The sequence below is a fragment of the Peptoniphilus sp. BV3C26 genome, from assembly GCF_000478985.1.
Lineage (GTDB): Bacteria > Bacillota > Clostridia > Tissierellales > Peptoniphilaceae > Peptoniphilus_B > Peptoniphilus_B koenoeneniae.
Map to the genome: position 1 here is coordinate 74,471 of NZ_AWXB01000058.1, position 14,091 is coordinate 88,561.

At 30.5% G+C, this 14,091-nt stretch carries 15 protein-coding genes, 1 riboswitch and 1 other annotated feature (1 of these 17 running past the window's edge); of the genes, 6 read left to right on the plus strand and 9 right to left on the minus strand.

Annotated elements, in window-relative coordinates; all coding sequences use genetic code 11:
• Positions 1-182: a binding site (T-box leader), on the minus strand (it extends 48 nt beyond the left edge of the window).
• Positions 183-241: 59 nt separating this feature from the next.
• The 3 genes from HMPREF1253_RS06960 to HMPREF1253_RS06970 all read right to left on the minus strand — a co-directional run bounded on the left by HMPREF1253_RS06960 (position 242) and on the right by HMPREF1253_RS06970 (position 3,235).
• Positions 242-1,444 carry a sodium:proton antiporter gene (locus tag HMPREF1253_RS06960; RefSeq protein ID WP_023056092.1) on the minus strand — a complete coding sequence of 401 codons (1,203 nt, stop codon included), beginning with the start codon at positions 1,442-1,444 and terminating at the stop codon, positions 242-244.
• 38 nt (positions 1,445-1,482) lie between these two features.
• Positions 1,483-1,552, minus strand: a riboswitch (Fluoride riboswitch).
• Positions 1,553-1,594: 42 nt separating this feature from the next.
• A complete protein-coding gene (locus HMPREF1253_RS06965) occupies positions 1,595-2,251 on the minus strand; it encodes a hypothetical protein (protein ID WP_155803751.1) in 657 nt (218 codons plus the stop codon).
• Between the two features lie 327 nt (positions 2,252-2,578).
• Positions 2,579-3,235 carry an SIMPL domain-containing protein gene (locus tag HMPREF1253_RS06970; protein ID WP_023055998.1) on the minus strand — a complete coding sequence of 219 codons (657 nt, stop codon included), beginning with the start codon at positions 3,233-3,235 and terminating at the stop codon, positions 2,579-2,581.
• 249 nt (positions 3,236-3,484) lie between these two features.
• On the opposite strand from HMPREF1253_RS06970, the gene HMPREF1253_RS06975 reads away from it, so the two are divergent.
• The 4 genes from HMPREF1253_RS06975 to HMPREF1253_RS06985 all read left to right on the plus strand — a co-directional run bounded on the left by HMPREF1253_RS06975 (position 3,485) and on the right by HMPREF1253_RS06985 (position 7,014).
• Positions 3,485-4,813 carry a hypothetical protein gene (locus HMPREF1253_RS06975; RefSeq protein ID WP_162146346.1) on the plus strand — a complete coding sequence of 443 codons (1,329 nt, stop codon included), beginning with the start codon at positions 3,485-3,487 and terminating at the stop codon, positions 4,811-4,813.
• Positions 4,814-4,980: 167 nt separating this feature from the next.
• On the plus strand, positions 4,981-5,133 hold the full coding sequence (locus HMPREF1253_RS10145) for a hypothetical protein (RefSeq protein ID WP_023056121.1): 153 nt from the start codon (positions 4,981-4,983) through the stop codon (positions 5,131-5,133).
• Entirely contained in the window at positions 5,130-6,398 is a 1,269-nt protein-coding gene (locus HMPREF1253_RS06980; RefSeq protein ID WP_023056055.1) for a sensor histidine kinase, read from the plus strand. The genes HMPREF1253_RS10145 and HMPREF1253_RS06980 overlap by 4 nt, the downstream gene beginning before the upstream one ends.
• A complete protein-coding gene (locus HMPREF1253_RS06985; protein WP_023056052.1) occupies positions 6,388-7,014 on the plus strand; it encodes a response regulator transcription factor in 627 nt (208 codons plus the stop codon). Before HMPREF1253_RS06980 ends, HMPREF1253_RS06985 begins: the two co-directional genes overlap by 11 nt.
• Positions 7,015-7,099: 85 nt before the next feature.
• Here the strand turns inward: HMPREF1253_RS06985 and HMPREF1253_RS06990 are convergent, their stop codons facing one another.
• The 4 genes from HMPREF1253_RS06990 to HMPREF1253_RS07005 all read right to left on the minus strand — a co-directional run bounded on the left by HMPREF1253_RS06990 (position 7,100) and on the right by HMPREF1253_RS07005 (position 10,567).
• Positions 7,100-7,846, minus strand: a complete 747-nt coding sequence (locus HMPREF1253_RS06990) for a stalk domain-containing protein (RefSeq protein WP_023056113.1) — start codon at positions 7,844-7,846, stop codon at positions 7,100-7,102.
• 431 nt (positions 7,847-8,277) lie between these two features.
• Positions 8,278-9,606: a D-alanyl-D-alanine carboxypeptidase family protein gene (locus HMPREF1253_RS06995; protein ID WP_023056040.1), complete on the minus strand. Its 1,329-nt coding sequence runs from the start codon at positions 9,604-9,606 to the stop codon at positions 8,278-8,280.
• The gene (locus HMPREF1253_RS07000; protein WP_023056062.1) at positions 9,606-9,911 is read right to left on the minus strand and encodes an MTH1187 family thiamine-binding protein; all 306 of its coding nucleotides are present in this window, start codon (positions 9,909-9,911) and stop codon (positions 9,606-9,608) included. The genes HMPREF1253_RS06995 and HMPREF1253_RS07000 overlap by 1 nt, the downstream gene beginning before the upstream one ends.
• Positions 9,912-10,009: 98 nt before the next feature.
• Complete coding sequence (locus tag HMPREF1253_RS07005; RefSeq protein ID WP_023056005.1) at positions 10,010-10,567, minus strand: glycoside hydrolase family 73 protein; 558 nt, start codon at positions 10,565-10,567, stop codon at positions 10,010-10,012.
• A gap of 84 nt (positions 10,568-10,651) precedes the next feature.
• On the opposite strand from HMPREF1253_RS07005, the gene HMPREF1253_RS07010 reads away from it, so the two are divergent.
• Together HMPREF1253_RS07010 and HMPREF1253_RS07015 are read left to right on the plus strand one after the other, a co-directional pair.
• Positions 10,652-11,566, plus strand: coding sequence for a restriction endonuclease (locus tag HMPREF1253_RS07010; RefSeq protein WP_023056051.1), 915 nt, complete (start codon positions 10,652-10,654; stop codon positions 11,564-11,566).
• Positions 11,567-11,576: 10 nt separating this feature from the next.
• The gene (locus HMPREF1253_RS07015) at positions 11,577-12,029 is read left to right on the plus strand and encodes a nucleoside deaminase (RefSeq protein WP_052648950.1); all 453 of its coding nucleotides are present in this window, start codon (positions 11,577-11,579) and stop codon (positions 12,027-12,029) included.
• A 575-nt stretch (positions 12,030-12,604) separates the two neighbouring features.
• Here HMPREF1253_RS07015 and HMPREF1253_RS07020 read toward each other — a convergent pair.
• Both HMPREF1253_RS07020 and HMPREF1253_RS07025 read right to left on the minus strand, forming a co-directional pair.
• Entirely contained in the window at positions 12,605-12,958 is a 354-nt protein-coding gene (locus HMPREF1253_RS07020; protein ID WP_023056116.1) for a class II SORL domain-containing protein, read from the minus strand.
• 133 nt (positions 12,959-13,091) lie between these two features.
• The gene (locus tag HMPREF1253_RS07025) at positions 13,092-14,084 is read right to left on the minus strand and encodes a 3D domain-containing protein (protein WP_023056018.1); all 993 of its coding nucleotides are present in this window, start codon (positions 14,082-14,084) and stop codon (positions 13,092-13,094) included.
• Positions 14,085-14,091 lie beyond the last annotated feature (7 nt).

Sequence of the window (14,091 nt, forward strand, 5' to 3'; positions counted from 1 at the left end):
AATAAGCTCTCAAGCATCAATCAATGCCGGGTATAGATAACGCCTACCAAAGCGTCAAATCTTACTATTTTCAGACTTGCAAAAGAAAAATGATTTTCGAATCCACTTTAACTGTGAGCTTTCACCAACCGCTCACTCTCTGTAAGTTTCCATAGACCTACTCGTTTTTTCAAATTTTTATTATAAAATTTAAACTATTGTGAGAATAATAATATAATTTTTCTCTCCTGTCAAATAGAATTTAAAAATTTTTTTGTAAAAACTTTTTATAAGACAAATCAATTAAAAAGGCTCCTAAAGGCGCTGTAATTATTATTCCAAGAACAGCCATAGATAATATTGCCATACCACTTTTAAGACCCGCTCCTAAGGCTACAGAGCCTATAGCAGCCTGAACTGTAGCCTTGGGTAGGTATGAAAAAATGCAAAACAATTTTTCTTTATTTTTTAATTTTCCTGGGTTTACTGAAATAAATACCCCAAGACTTCTAAAAATAAGACCTGCAAAAATTAATATAAGTCCCAATGGACCTATCTTTGTCATGTAGCTTATATCAACTTCAGCTCCCACAAGGACAAATAATAAAATTTCCGCAAAAATCCAAAGCTTTCCGAATTTTTGACCCAACCTTTCCACTACAAAATCATTGGACTTAATTCTTATAAGAGAAGCCATGGAAACCACAGCTAAAAGACCTGAAAAAGGAATTATATCCTTAAGTAAATCTTCTCCTGAACACAGGATAAAAGAAATTGCCAGAATAATAATAACCTTTACAGTATTTCTAATATATTCATCTTTTTCATATAAACTCTCAAAAAATAAATATAAAATATAACCGACTAATGCCCCTAATAAAATCCCAATGATAATAGAAAGAGGGACTTTAAATAGGCTCATTAAATTAGGATCTTGACCCTTTGCCATAGAAAAAAATGAGGAAAATAAAACCAAAACAAAAATATCATCACAGGAAGCCCCTGCTAAAATCATCTGAGGAATGGATTTTTTAACCCCATAGCCCTCCTCCATAAGTCTTACCATTCTTGGCACTACAATTGCGGGAGAAACAGCAGCCATAACCGCTCCAAGCATGGCCCCTTCAACTAAAGTCATAGATAAAAAAATCCTTGCAAAAATTACATAGGCTAAAATTTCAAAACTTGCCGGACAAAAAAGATAATAAAACAGCAGAAAGTCCAACTTTTTTTTAAATCTTTTTATATCAAGAGAAAGACCAGCCTTTATTAAAATTACAATTAAAGCCATCTTTCTAAGCTCCGGAGAAATTAAAAGAATTTTATTGTCCAATAAATTTAAAAAATGGGGTCCCAAAACTATGCCCGTAAAGAGCATTCCTATAATATTAGGTATTTTTAACTTTTTGCACACTTGTGCAAGGCCCATTCCAATTAATAATATTAAACCCAGGGATATTAACATAAAACCTCCTATAAAATAAAAAAAGCTGACTCTTCCGTTAAAATACAGAAGTCATCAGCTTATAGCAGTTCAGAAAAATCTTGGGAGAACTTCATTCCCAAAAAATATTATATTAAAAATAAAAATAAAAACAAGAAAATTTTTAAAATTTTATTTATAAGTTTCCCAAGTCCTTCCCCCGTCCTGGGACTTATATCTATTAATATTTCCATTAATATCTTTAAAAGTTAAATATATATTTCCCTTATGGTCAACCTTACCTTCAAAACTTGGACTTGTGTCCTCTAATTCTGAAATAAAAATAAGTTTTTCATCCTTAATTTTTACAAAAAACCAATGAGTCCTCGGCCCTGCATGGTCAACTTCCAATAGGGCAAAATCAGAATTTTCAATTTTCTTAGAATCTTTAAAAGAAAATTTATCCACAATTTTTTGCTTGTTTTTATAATCCTCTTCCTCATTTTCTTTTAAAGGTTCTTCTGCTACATCGTCATCAGCTATTTCTGGTTCTGCTTCTTTTTCTTTGCCTGTATCAACCTTTTCTTTTGGTGTTTTATTTTTAATATCTGGTTTACCTTTTTCTTTAATAATTTTTAAAATATCCCTTGCCCCTTCATCTTTTATATCATTTAAATCAGAAAAAATCTTTTCAATTTCCTTTTCATTTAACTTATCCATAGTAAAAAATTTTTTCTTATATATCTCATAATAAGGATCAAGCCAACCTTCATTTACATAATAGTATTTTTGATTCTCAAATAAAAAAGGATTATTATCCTTGACGGCAAAAATACTTAATATTGCCATAATATACAGCCAGAGGAAGGCTAAAATTACAATTAAAATAAAAAATAATATTTTTAAAAACTCTTTATTTTTAAGCTTAAATAAATTTATTACAAAAAATATTTGGCAAGAGATAAAACTTATAAAATTAAAAATTATTATAGAGTTGTTTAAAATTGGGATAAAATAAATTTTTTCAATAAAGAAAAATAAAAAATATGTGAAAACAAAAGAAAAAAAGTAAATTATTAAAGATAAAATAAATTTTTTATTTTTTAAGCTCATCTTACATCTCTTTTTAATTATAGTATTTATTAAAATATCTTTTCCCTTTAAACATATTGCCTATCATTTTATTTCCCAAATTAAAGTAACTGTATCTTCCATATCAATGTCGTCAGGTTCAATTTCAAAGTTATATGATGCTTCATAAATTAAATTTTTAGACATAAGGGACTTGTTCATAGGCTCTGAAAACATCTTTATTTCTCCCCAAGAATAATCAATAGAAATTAAATTTCCTAAAAAAAGCCCACTAGCTTCAACTAATATTTCAGCTTTTCTCTTAGAATCTTCTACAGCCTTAGCAAGTAATTGATTTTTTGCCGCTTCCGTATCTTTTACAGTATATTTTATAGAAAATTCAACATTTACATGGCTTTTCGCAAGTGCAGTCAATACTTTAGACAATTTTTTATTGTCACTAGGAAATTGAATATATAAGAAGTGAGTGTATTTATAACCTAAAAATCTTCTTCTGTAATTATTTTCCTTATCATGATAGCCCTCATATTCTGAATCAATTGAAAAGCTCGTGGTTTTAAGATTCTTGGAATCAAGGCCTGCGCTTTCAACTGTATTTCTTAAATCTTGCATATCACTTGCAGATTGTGTTAGGGCTCCTTCATAATTTGGGCTTAAGTATGTAGCTTCCATATTAATTCTAATAGTATCCGGCTTAACAGATAATTTTCCAATTCCTTTAACTCTAATTGTTCTTTCCATAAATTAAGTCCCCCTTTTTATAATTTATATATTTTCTATTTTTATTTTATAATAATAAAGATTTTTTGTAAAAATACCTTATATATTTAATTTACATTTTTTTAATTCTTATTGGTAAATTTCCCTTAAGACTTTTATTTTAATTCATTATTTTTTAACTTATTTTGATATAATAAATAAAAATAGAATTGTTTTAAAAGGGTAATTTTTTACCCTAATAAATTTTAGATTAAATGAAAGGAGATTAATATGTACCGCAAAGAAATTTTCACCTATTGCCTGTCCATAGTTTTTGTCCTTATGGCAGCTCTATTACATATTTTGGAATACTTTCATTTGCTTAACTTTTCTGTCAATGTTCCGGTCTTCGCTTTATATACTTACGTAATTCTCTTTTGGAAACGTAACATGGAAAACAGAATTTTGAGAACTTCTTCTATAACCCGCATTAGGAGTATCAGTTTTCTGCTTATTGGCTACCTGGCCACGAGAACTTTAAAGTACGAAATATTAATTAACAATCCTGTGGCTATGAATCATGTTAGAAACTTTTACTATTTTTTCTCTCTAAATATAGTTCACCTTGTATTTTTTACATGTCTTTTAATTGCAAAATCTGAAAGAGAGCCTATAAATAAGTGGTGGAATCTTTTATGGATCCCCACAGAAACATTTATTTTACTTATTTTGACCAATGATTTTCATAACTTAGCTTTCACATCAACTCAAAACGGCATAAGTCAATATGGCCCCCTTTTTTACATAATACTTATTTATATAAGCATCTTAGGAGTCGGCTCTGTAATTCTTACGTTTAGACCAGCTTTAAGCACAACAAGCTTAAAAAGTATATTGATTCCTAATTTAATTTTAATTATTTGGGCAATTTATACTTTTCTATACATCAGTGATTGGAAATACTTTTACTTTATTAAAATCTCTTTTAAAAGTGCAGAGTTTAATATATTAATTGTCATTTTATTTATTGAATCTTTAGTGTTTACAAGACTATTGCCTTCAAACAGGGGCTATGACCGTTTTTTAAAGCTGTCCTCTCTAAATATAGGCATAATGAACTTGGATGAAAAAATTGTTTTTTCTCCCAAGGAAGGTCCCAAGGTTAGCCCATCCCTAATAAAAAAAGCCTTGGGAAACCCCAGCCTTATTAATAAGGATACTCTTCTTGAAAGTGCCACAATTAATGGTGGCATAGCATTTTGGTTTATCAACTTAAAAGAACTTAATTCTCTTAAAAGAAAACTTTTTGCTTTAAACGAGAATTTAATGAATGAAAATGACCTTCTTATTGCAGACAATAAACTTAAAGAAAATATGGCGAAACTTGAAGAGCAAAATGAAATAAGGTCTTACATTGACAAAAAACTAAATCCTCAATTTAACCATCTTAAAAAAATAATAGAACATCTGCCAGAAAATGAATTTGAATTTGAAAAAGCTCTAAAGAATGCCTCTATCTTTAACGTTTATATCAAAAGATATTCAAATTTGTTTTTGCTTTCAAAAAATAAAAAAATCTTCCCCTCTCTGAAGTTCGCCTTGCTTTCTGGGAATCTTTAGATTATTTAAAGTTAAAAGGTGTTGAAGTTTTTTTTGATTGGCAGGTAGAAGATAGCTTAGATGCACAAAGCTGTCTTTATATTTACGAAATCTTTCAAAATATTTTAGAACTTCATCTTAATTTTCTCTATTCCATATCTTTACTGTTTGAAAAAAATGAGACTGATTTGGAGCTTATAATTCGTATAAATTCTTCTAAATTGTTCTCTATAGAAAAACTTATTAAAAAAATAGAATCAGAATCTAAAATTTCAGTCTTTGAAAATTTGGAAAAGGAAAATCCCTACTGGATTATTAAAATTAAAGGGGTGATTGAATGACTTTACTTAGTTTAAACAACTTTTATCTTTCAGTTATCTTTATCATAAGTCTTTTGCTTCTAACCGTTAGCATAGAAGTTGCCGTAGAAAGGTCTGACATTAAAATAAAATCCTATAGCTTTTTATACAGTCTTCTGCTTTCCTTGGCAAGTCTTTTACCTGCACAAACCTTAGCAGAAATCGGTAGTGGAAAAATCTTTATAGCTAAGATTTTTTTAAACTCCAGTATATATGGCTTTATTTTTTATATTTTATGTGTTTTTTTTCTGGAAATTTTCTTTATTAAAAAAATTTTAAACGATAGAAAGAAACAAATAGGAAAAAACTCCATAAAAGAAAGTATGGATAATCTTCCTGACGGAATATGCTTTTCTAAATTAGATGGAACACCTCTTTTGGTCAACAGAAAAATGCAAGAAATAAGCTACCAAGTTTTCGGCAAAAGACTTGTCAATGATCTTGCCTGTGAAAAAGCCGTAAGAGAGAAAAAAATTAAATCCCAAGCAAGTGTTTTACAAGACAATCCCCTAATTATTGAAAGCGACAATAAAATTTGGCTCATAGAAATTGTTTATCATAGCTTAGTTAGAGAAACCTTAGCCTATGATATAAGCCTTGAATGGGACTTGTTAGAAAAGATCAAAAATAAAAACATGGAGATTAAAGCCTCCAATCTTCGCCTTAAAGATTATCAAAAAAATGTTAGCCAGTACACAAGGCAAAAAGAAATTTTGCAGGCAAAAATTAATATCCATGACAAAATTGGTCAATCTTTAATTTATTTTAAACACTACTTGGAAAAACCCAATAAAAATAAAGAAGATAGAAATAAATTAATCCAACTTTGGCAAGAAAGTCTTTTGATTTTAAAAGAAAAAAAAGATTCCACCTCAACTAAATCTTCATGGGAAAAGCTAATCTCTACAGCCAAAGCCATAGATGTTGAAATCCATCTTAAAGGGCAACTTCCAAAATCAAAAGGAGACTTAAATATCCTGGTTGGCATAGTCCATGAAGCCTTAAACAATGCCATAAGACATGGAGAAGCAAAAAATGTTTGGATAAATTTGGAAGAAGACGACTCAAAAGTTTATTGTCAAATAATAAATGACGGCAAAGCTCCCCAACTGCCTCTTGAAGAAAAAGGCGGACTTAAAAATATTCGCCAACGCTTAAAAATTTACAATGGAGAAATGAAAATCTATACAGACTCAAATTTTAAACTGGATTTATCTTGGCTTAAAGGAGAAAATTATGACTTATAAAATAATGATTGTAGACGATCAATTTGTATCAAGAGAACTGTTTAAACTTTATATTGACAAATCTCCCAACTATCAAGTCGTACACTCTATAGACAGTGCTATGTTTGCAGACACCTATGCCTTAAATGGAGACATAGACCTGGTAATTATGGACATACTCATGCAAGACGGATCTAACGGTCTTGATGCAGCGGAAAAAATAAAAAGACTGAAACCAGACTTAAAAATAATAGCCGTAACAAGTATGCCTGAAGTTTCTTGGATGGAAAGAGCAAAAAAAATAGGAATTGAAAGTTTTTGGTATAAAGAAGTCTCCGAAAAAACAATCTTGGAAATTATTGAAAGAACTCTATGTGGAGAATCCATTTATCCTGAAGAAACACCAAAAGTTAAACTTGGACTTGTAGACTCAGCTAACCTAACCCCAAGAGAAATTCAAGTCCTTCGTCTTCTTACAACAGGAGTTGGTAATGAAGAAATTGCGAAAAGACTAAAAATTTCAGAAAATACAGTGAAAACTCACATAGGACACCTTTTAAATAAAACAGGCTTTAAAACTCGAACACAACTTGCAATACAAGCTCGCATTACAGGTTTTGTAATAGAGGATGATTGATTTTATAATTTTTTAAAAATTGAAATAATTTGAATAACTTAAAAAGGGCTATTGGAAAATATATTCCACTAAAGCCCTTTTTGTTTTAATTAACTCCAATTAATAATTTAAAATCGTCCTTAAGTGGATCGTACTCTAAAAGCAAAGTTCCAACGTCATTAATAAAATATTGTCCAACAAGCTCTGACAAGTCCTTATCTATAGGATTGTCCTTTCTCACGCTTACAAAATAACCTTGGTCACTTTCATCTAAAAACTTTACTGAATATTTCTTAACATCAGTAACATAAGCCTTGTCATCAATAATTTGAAGTTCTTTTAACCTTAGTAAAACTTCACTAGCTGCATTATTTTCATTAATGTATTTAGGCAAATTTGACTTTTCGTTAATATAGACTGCCCTTATATTTCCATCCCATTCTACAATCATTCCCAAAAGTTCAGCCACAGACCTTAAAGAAAGAAAAGTTCTGTTGTTTTTAATAATGGGGGGACAATCAAGTAAAGCCGGCCCTGCCATTTTTTTATTTGAAATCCAAGCCATATCATCACCAATTGCAAGATAAATATTACTGTCATCCCTCTCTATATTTATGCTTTTATTTTCCTTTTTGTAAGTTACTTTTGCCCCAAGATTTTCAGCCACTGCCCTAAGGGGAAGAAAAACTCTGGAATCTAAGATAAAGGGCTCTTGATTTGATTTTATAAGCTCATCATTTACATAAATTTTTACAGATTTATAAGCTTTAAATCCGCTTAAAATAAAAGCTGAAAAGATTATAGATAAGGCCATAAATTTTAAAATCATGTTTTTTTTCTTTAAATTTTTCATAATAGCACCTCTTTAAATTTTTCCCAAAAATTTTTTGCAAATGAAAGTCTCAATGCTTTTATATTTTTATAAACCTGCTTTTTTAATTTTCCTTTTAAAAATATGTAATTAATCCTTCATATCCTTGTAATAGATTGTTTTTATTTTTTGCACATCACCCGAAAGGATGACATTTACATGTTTTTTTCAATTTTTTTGATCTTTTTATATATTTTTTTATTTAATTCGCCTTCGCCGCCAGACCAATAGCGGATATTTGCAACCAAATCAAAGATTTGGGCAAATAGTTGCATGAGACCTACCACGATTTTTTTTAAAAAATCGGGTTAGAGCTTCAAAATTGGTCCCTACATTGACTACATTGACTTTGTTTTATATTTTTTTTGCAAATAAAAAAGAGACCTCTTAAGTCTCTTTGGTAATTTTTTTATTTATGCTGCAGATTTTTCCATATTGTAAAAGATGTCTCTGTATATTTGCATAATCTTGTTTAAAATTCCCTTTTCTCGCACTTCTTCTTTTACTACTAAATTATTGTTTCCTATTTCTTTTCCGTCTATGGAATAAATTATTGTTCCAACTTTTGTTCCTTCTTTTAAGGGGGCTTTCATGGTGTCAAGTTGGATTTTTTCTTGAACTTTTTCTTCTTTATCTAAAAGCAAGCTCATGGGCTTTTCTATATATACGTCATATTCTTTTTTCAGGGCGTTTTCTATTTGGATTTTTCCTTTTGAGTTTTCTTCTGCTCCTAATATTGTCCATGAATATTTCTTAAAGCCATTTTCCATTATTCTCTTTGCCAGGACAAATCTTTTAAAGTCGTTTGTTGAGCCTGTTACAATTCCTATAAGCCTTGTGTCTTCACTTTCTTTTTCTTTTCCCTTGCTAAGACCTGTTGCTATTAATACTCTGCCGGCGGCGTTGGTGTTTCCTGTTTTTAGTCCGTCTATTTGAGGAAGTATTCCGAGAAGGGGATTGGTGTTGTATTCTTTATAATTTCTTTGGGGATCTTCCAAGACTTTTATGCTCGAGTAGTTTAAAATTTCAGGATAGTCGTGGATTAAACTTCTTGCAAGGATAAACATTTCTCTTGTTGTCATCTTGTTATAGTCTTCTATGGTATAGTCTGTAAGCCCTGTTGGGTTTACCATGTGGGCGTTTGTAAGCCCAAGTTTTTTACATTTATCATTCATAAGGACTGCAAAGTTTTCAACTGAGCCCGCTACTTTTTTGCTTAGGGCTGTTATTGCATCATTTCCCGAAACTACCATGGTTGCATCTAAAAGTTCTCTTACGGTTTTTTGATCGTTTTCTTTTAATTTGTAGGTTGAACCTATAAGGACTGAGCTTTCATGATCTACGGTTACTAGGTCATCTAAGCTTAGGTTTCCTTCTTTTATTTTATCTAAAATTACATATACGCTTACAAGTTTCGATGTGGATGCCATGGGTCTTACTTCGTCTATGTTGTTATATTCCAAGATTTTTCCGCTCTTGTAGTCTCCAAGTAAAAAGGACTTTCCCAGATCTGAAGATGGAAGTTTTTCCAGCTCCATTATTTTGTTATATTCTTCAAAGGTGGCGTTTAAGGGTCCTTCTTTTGTGGGAACGAGTATTGGTTGATCTCTTACTGGTCCTTGATTTTCTTCTATTGCGGTTTGATTGTTTTCTTTTTCCTTAGTCTGAGCTCCTTCTACAAGGGTTAGGTTAGTAAAAAGTAAAAGCCCTGCAAGGAAAAAAATAAGGGAAGTTTTCTTCATTATTTCTCCAATTTTTCTTCTACGGATTTGATTTTTTCGTGAAAATCTCTTTCTTTGTCTCTTCGGTCGTCGATTTTTATTACGGAATAAACTCTGTTCGCTCCTTTTTTAAATACAGATTCTTGCATAATTTCTATAGCTTTATATAGTGTAGAAAGTTCTTCTGCTGCTATTACTGTTCCCATGGGGTTTAATTCATATTGTATTCCTTCCATGTCTTTAATGCTGTCAAGAGCTCCTGCTACATATTTAGAACAACTTGTTCCTTGTCCTAGGGGTACAAGGGTAAGTTCACAAACTTTCATATTTCCTCCTTAAATTTTTAAATAATATAAAATTCTTTTTCTATTGTATAACTGATTTTTTTAAGACTCAAGTTAAGTAATTCTTAAATTTAAAATTTTTACTTTTTAAAGCTTATATCTAAGTCATTTAATTTATATTTTTCAATGATTCTTATGACTTTTTCTGCATATTTAGGGTCAGTTGCGTAGCCTGCAGCTTTTATTTCTCCTATGGCCTCCTTATAAGTTTTGGCTTGCAGGACTTTTTTATATCTCTTTTTACTTCCTATTAAATTTCCATAATCGTAAAAAGAATCTTTTTTGGATTTATATTTTCTGAAATTTTCCTTTTGCTTAACAGACTTGCCATTTATATATTCTTCTGTTTCCAAGGCTACTGTATCTTTTTTACCCTTTATGCCAAAATAATTATTATATTCAGAAGAAAGCTTACTTCTTCCGTAATTACTTTCAAGAGCGGATTGGGCAAGGGTTACTGATGGAAAAAGTCCATATTGGTTGGAAACTTCTATTGCTAAATCTTTTGTACTTTCTATGTATTCTTTTTTTATATCTATCTGATTTTTTTGAGCATTTTGTACAATTAAAAGAAATAAAAATATGGGAATTAACAAAAAACTCAAACAACCGATTTTTTTCTTCTTTTTTTTCGCCATAGGTCCTCCCTGCCCTTTATTTTATCAAAAATAGGTCATAAAATATATATAAGCTTTATAGTATAATGAATTAGAGGTGATTTTTTGAAGCCTGTTGACTTATCTTTTACTGGTTTTGAGTTTGATAATTGCAAAAATAAAAAGAAATATTCAATTTTCCACAAAGAATATCCTTTAATTCTTTCTCGAGATATGCTTATGGCAATAGAATATCTTCTTTGGTATGTTCCCAATATAAACTCCATTCAATCTTCAAAAAATGATATGGTGGAGTCCATAGATTTTGATGATTTTTCCTTTGATATTGTAATGGAAAATATGAATCTTAAAAAAGAAGATGTGGCTTTTTTAGACTATATAAATCCTTTAATTGTAAATTTTTATAGAGATGAGATTTGCACCAATTGTCAAAAAATAATTTTAACTCGCTATGAAAATGAATCCAAGACCAAAAGTCTTTTAAGGCACATTAGAAATGCCATTGCTCACGGATATTTTAATGTTGTAGATGGAATCTTAATAGGTTTTGATTTTAAAAATGAAAATTATAAAATTGACGACTGCACGGGAATTTTTAAAATCAGACCTGAAAATTTACTTAAAGCTTTAAAAATTTTAGATCTTGAGGTTACAGAAGAAAAACTTGCTTCCATTGCTCTTAAAAAAACTGGTTACGAAGTTGAAGGTTTTGAAGATGAAAATATCAAATTAGGCTTTGATTTTTGGGCTAAAAAAGGCAATAAAAGATATGCCGTTGAAGTTAAAAAATATCCGGAACATAAAACTTTGCCTCAAGATGCCATAGACAAATTAATCAAAGAATTTTCTGGAACCTATGCAAAAAATGCAAAGCCCGTTTTATTTATAAACACATCCCTTATGACGGATAATGAAAAGACAAAGTTAAGAAGAGAAAAAGTAATTTTGTTAGACGTTAAAAATATTAAGAAAATGCTTAGAGGAATAGATATTTTAAAAGAAATTGAAAAACATGAATGATATATATTTTATGAAACTTACTTTAAGGCTGGCAAAAAAAGCTTATAGCCTTGGTGAAGTCCCTGTTGGAGCTATAGTAACCCTTGATAATAAAATTGTAGGTTACGGTTACAATTTAAAGGAAACTTTAAAAGATGCCACAGAGCATGCGGAAATACGGGCCTTAAAAATGGCGGCGAAAAATTTAAAAACTTACCACCTTGAAGGTGGACGCATGTACGTCAATTTAGAGCCCTGTTCCATGTGCGCTGGTGCTATGGTCCTATTTCGTATTAAAACTCTTGTAATAGGCTGTGACAGCCTCAGAATGGGTGCTGCTGGGTCTAATCTTAATATCTTAAATAGAGAAGGCTTAAATCATAAAGTCGAAGTTGTAAGAGGTGTTTTAAAGGACGAGTCCAACAGATTAATTTCAAATTTTTTTGAAGAAATGAGATTTTATAAAGAAAGGAATGGAAGATAATTTTTCGTGAGAATTTTTATTCCATTCCTTTTTATTTAATTGGATTTGCCGTCGGACCAATTTCAGATATTTGCTGTCGGTCCGTTTATGTCGCGTGGGAGAAAAAATAAATATTTGAATTAAAATTTATTTTACATTATTTAAGAAATCCTTTCATTTTAAACAAATTTATTTTCACCATAACCCTTGAAAATCTTGTAGGGACCGGTTTACCGGTCCGCGTGTATAATGTGAGAGAAAAAGCTTAACATTTTTTATAAATTATTTTTACGCTCTACGTGAAGCATTTATTTTAAAATTTTCAACATACCTTTTTTCATTTTTTTATTTTATTTCTATTGATTCGGCTGACGCCGTCGGACCAATAAATTGGTCCCTACATTTATTTGCGAAGATTTATTTTTGTGATTTGTAGGGACCGGTTTACCGGTCCGCGTGTGTCGGGTGAGAAAACAAAATCCACATTTGATTTAAAATTTATTTTTAAATCTACATTTTTATTTTTATTTTTTTTATGCAAATTAAAAAATACCTTATAGGTTTTATTGCCATATAAGGTCTTTTTATTTTAAGTTTTAGATTTCTAATGAATTTTCCCAAAGTCCGTGAATGTTGCAATAGCTTAGTGCATAAACTAGACCTGATTTTTCAGTTTTTATGCATACATTTACTTCTGGTTTAGAACAAATTTCTTCTTCTCCGTGAGCGCTAAATGTATATGAGCCTACTTCTGTTGGAAATTTTGCTCCTTCCGGTTGGAAAAATACTTTTATCCAAGCTATATGATGTTCAAGAGTATTAGGATGTTCTACTTCTTCTCCTACAAGTGCATGAATTTTTAAGCATCCTTCTGATTTTTCTGCATGAAGTGCAGGTACGTGTTTTTCGTTTTTCCAATCTCCTGATTGTACTGTTTGTGTTAATTTCATATATTTACCTCCCAAATTTTTAACCATTATATATTTACCCTTATGTTTTTTTATTATTCACTTTCTTGGTAAATTTTATTTTTTATTCTTAAATTAAAAAAACCGCAAGTTGTTTTGCGGCTTTATTTTTAAATTATTCAATTACATATACTTTTACATTTCTTCTTCCGAATCTGTTTGCTTGTGCGTTGGTGTTGTAGAATAAGTCTATTCTTTTACCTTTTATTGCACCGCCTGTATCTTCTGCTACTGCATATCCATAGGTTGGAAATCCGTCCATTGATTCAATGTAAAGTTTTGATCCTAGGGGTATTACTCTTGGGTCTACTGCTACGGCACCTACTCTTGCACGAGTACCCATGGCGGTTCTTGATCCTGCTGTTGGGTCATAGGCTGTTGCCTGCATTACATAAACTGCTTTTACTTTTTTGCCTTCAAGGCCCTTTGCTTGTGGTTTTTTTGTTCCCACTTCTTTTATTTCGTCAACGGGCTCTTGAATTATTTGACTTTTTACAACTTCAACTTTTGAAGGAACTCCATTAACGTATGTTGTTTCAATGGTGTTTCTTTGAAGTCCTTTTACACCAATTTGTATGATGTTTACTTCTGATTCGTATTTTTGATCATTTTTTTGTTCTTTGCTTTCAAAGTTTATTTCAACTTCTTCTTCTGTGCTTCTCTTTTCTATTCTGTCAACTTTAATTGTCATTCCTTGAGTTGCTTTTTCAGTAACTGAGGGATTTACTCTATCAAATTCATTTAGGTCTATTCCTAAATCTCTAAGTACATCGCCTACGCTCTCTCCTTGAGCTTCAGTTATAAGAGTTTTGTTTCCGTCTTTTATTATATATGACTTGGGAGAAATAATTTTTATTTCCATCTTGTCTACTATTTCTGTATCCAAGTCCGGATCAACTAATTCTCTATTTTTTAATTCAATTTTTTCAGTTTTTAAAAATTCTTCTACTGTTTTTGAATATGTTACTATATTTTTTTCTTGTCCATTAATGTTAAGCACGACATTTTTTCCGAGAGCTGTTGAAAAACCCATTGTCACAATTGCTATTACAAATAGGGACAAAAGGATAATTTTTCTAATTCTCCCGTTAATATTTCGTTCTTTCATAAAAAAC

What these genes read in the sequence shown, in the direction of transcription:
- HMPREF1253_RS06960 (WP_023056092.1), bottom strand. Translation starts at nt 1,444, where the DNA reads ATGTTAATATCCCTGGGTTTAATATTATTAATTGGAATGGGCCTTGCA.
- HMPREF1253_RS06965 (WP_155803751.1), bottom strand. Translation starts at nt 2,251, where the DNA reads ATGGCAATATTAAGTATTTTTGCCGTCAAGGATAATAATCCTTTTTTA.
- HMPREF1253_RS06970 (WP_023055998.1), bottom strand. Translation starts at nt 3,235, where the DNA reads ATGGAAAGAACAATTAGAGTTAAAGGAATTGGAAAATTATCTGTTAAG.
- HMPREF1253_RS06975 (WP_162146346.1), top strand. Translation starts at nt 3,485, where the DNA reads ATGTACCGCAAAGAAATTTTCACCTATTGCCTGTCCATAGTTTTTGTC.
- HMPREF1253_RS06980 (WP_023056055.1), top strand. Translation starts at nt 5,130, where the DNA reads ATGACTTTACTTAGTTTAAACAACTTTTATCTTTCAGTTATCTTTATC.
- HMPREF1253_RS06985 (WP_023056052.1), top strand. Translation starts at nt 6,388, where the DNA reads ATGACTTATAAAATAATGATTGTAGACGATCAATTTGTATCAAGAGAA.
- HMPREF1253_RS06990 (WP_023056113.1), bottom strand. Translation starts at nt 7,846, where the DNA reads ATGAAAAATTTAAAGAAAAAAAACATGATTTTAAAATTTATGGCCTTA.
- HMPREF1253_RS06995 (WP_023056040.1), bottom strand. Translation starts at nt 9,606, where the DNA reads ATGAAGAAAACTTCCCTTATTTTTTTCCTTGCAGGGCTTTTACTTTTT.
- HMPREF1253_RS07000 (WP_023056062.1), bottom strand. Translation starts at nt 9,911, where the DNA reads ATGAAAGTTTGTGAACTTACCCTTGTACCCCTAGGACAAGGAACAAGT.
- HMPREF1253_RS07005 (WP_023056005.1), bottom strand. Translation starts at nt 10,567, where the DNA reads ATGGCGAAAAAAAAGAAGAAAAAAATCGGTTGTTTGAGTTTTTTGTTA.
- HMPREF1253_RS07015 (WP_052648950.1), top strand. Translation starts at nt 11,577, where the DNA reads ATGAAACTTACTTTAAGGCTGGCAAAAAAAGCTTATAGCCTTGGTGAA.
- HMPREF1253_RS07020 (WP_023056116.1), bottom strand. Translation starts at nt 12,958, where the DNA reads ATGAAATTAACACAAACAGTACAATCAGGAGATTGGAAAAACGAAAAA.
- HMPREF1253_RS07025 (WP_023056018.1), bottom strand. Translation starts at nt 14,084, where the DNA reads ATGAAAGAACGAAATATTAACGGGAGAATTAGAAAAATTATCCTTTTG.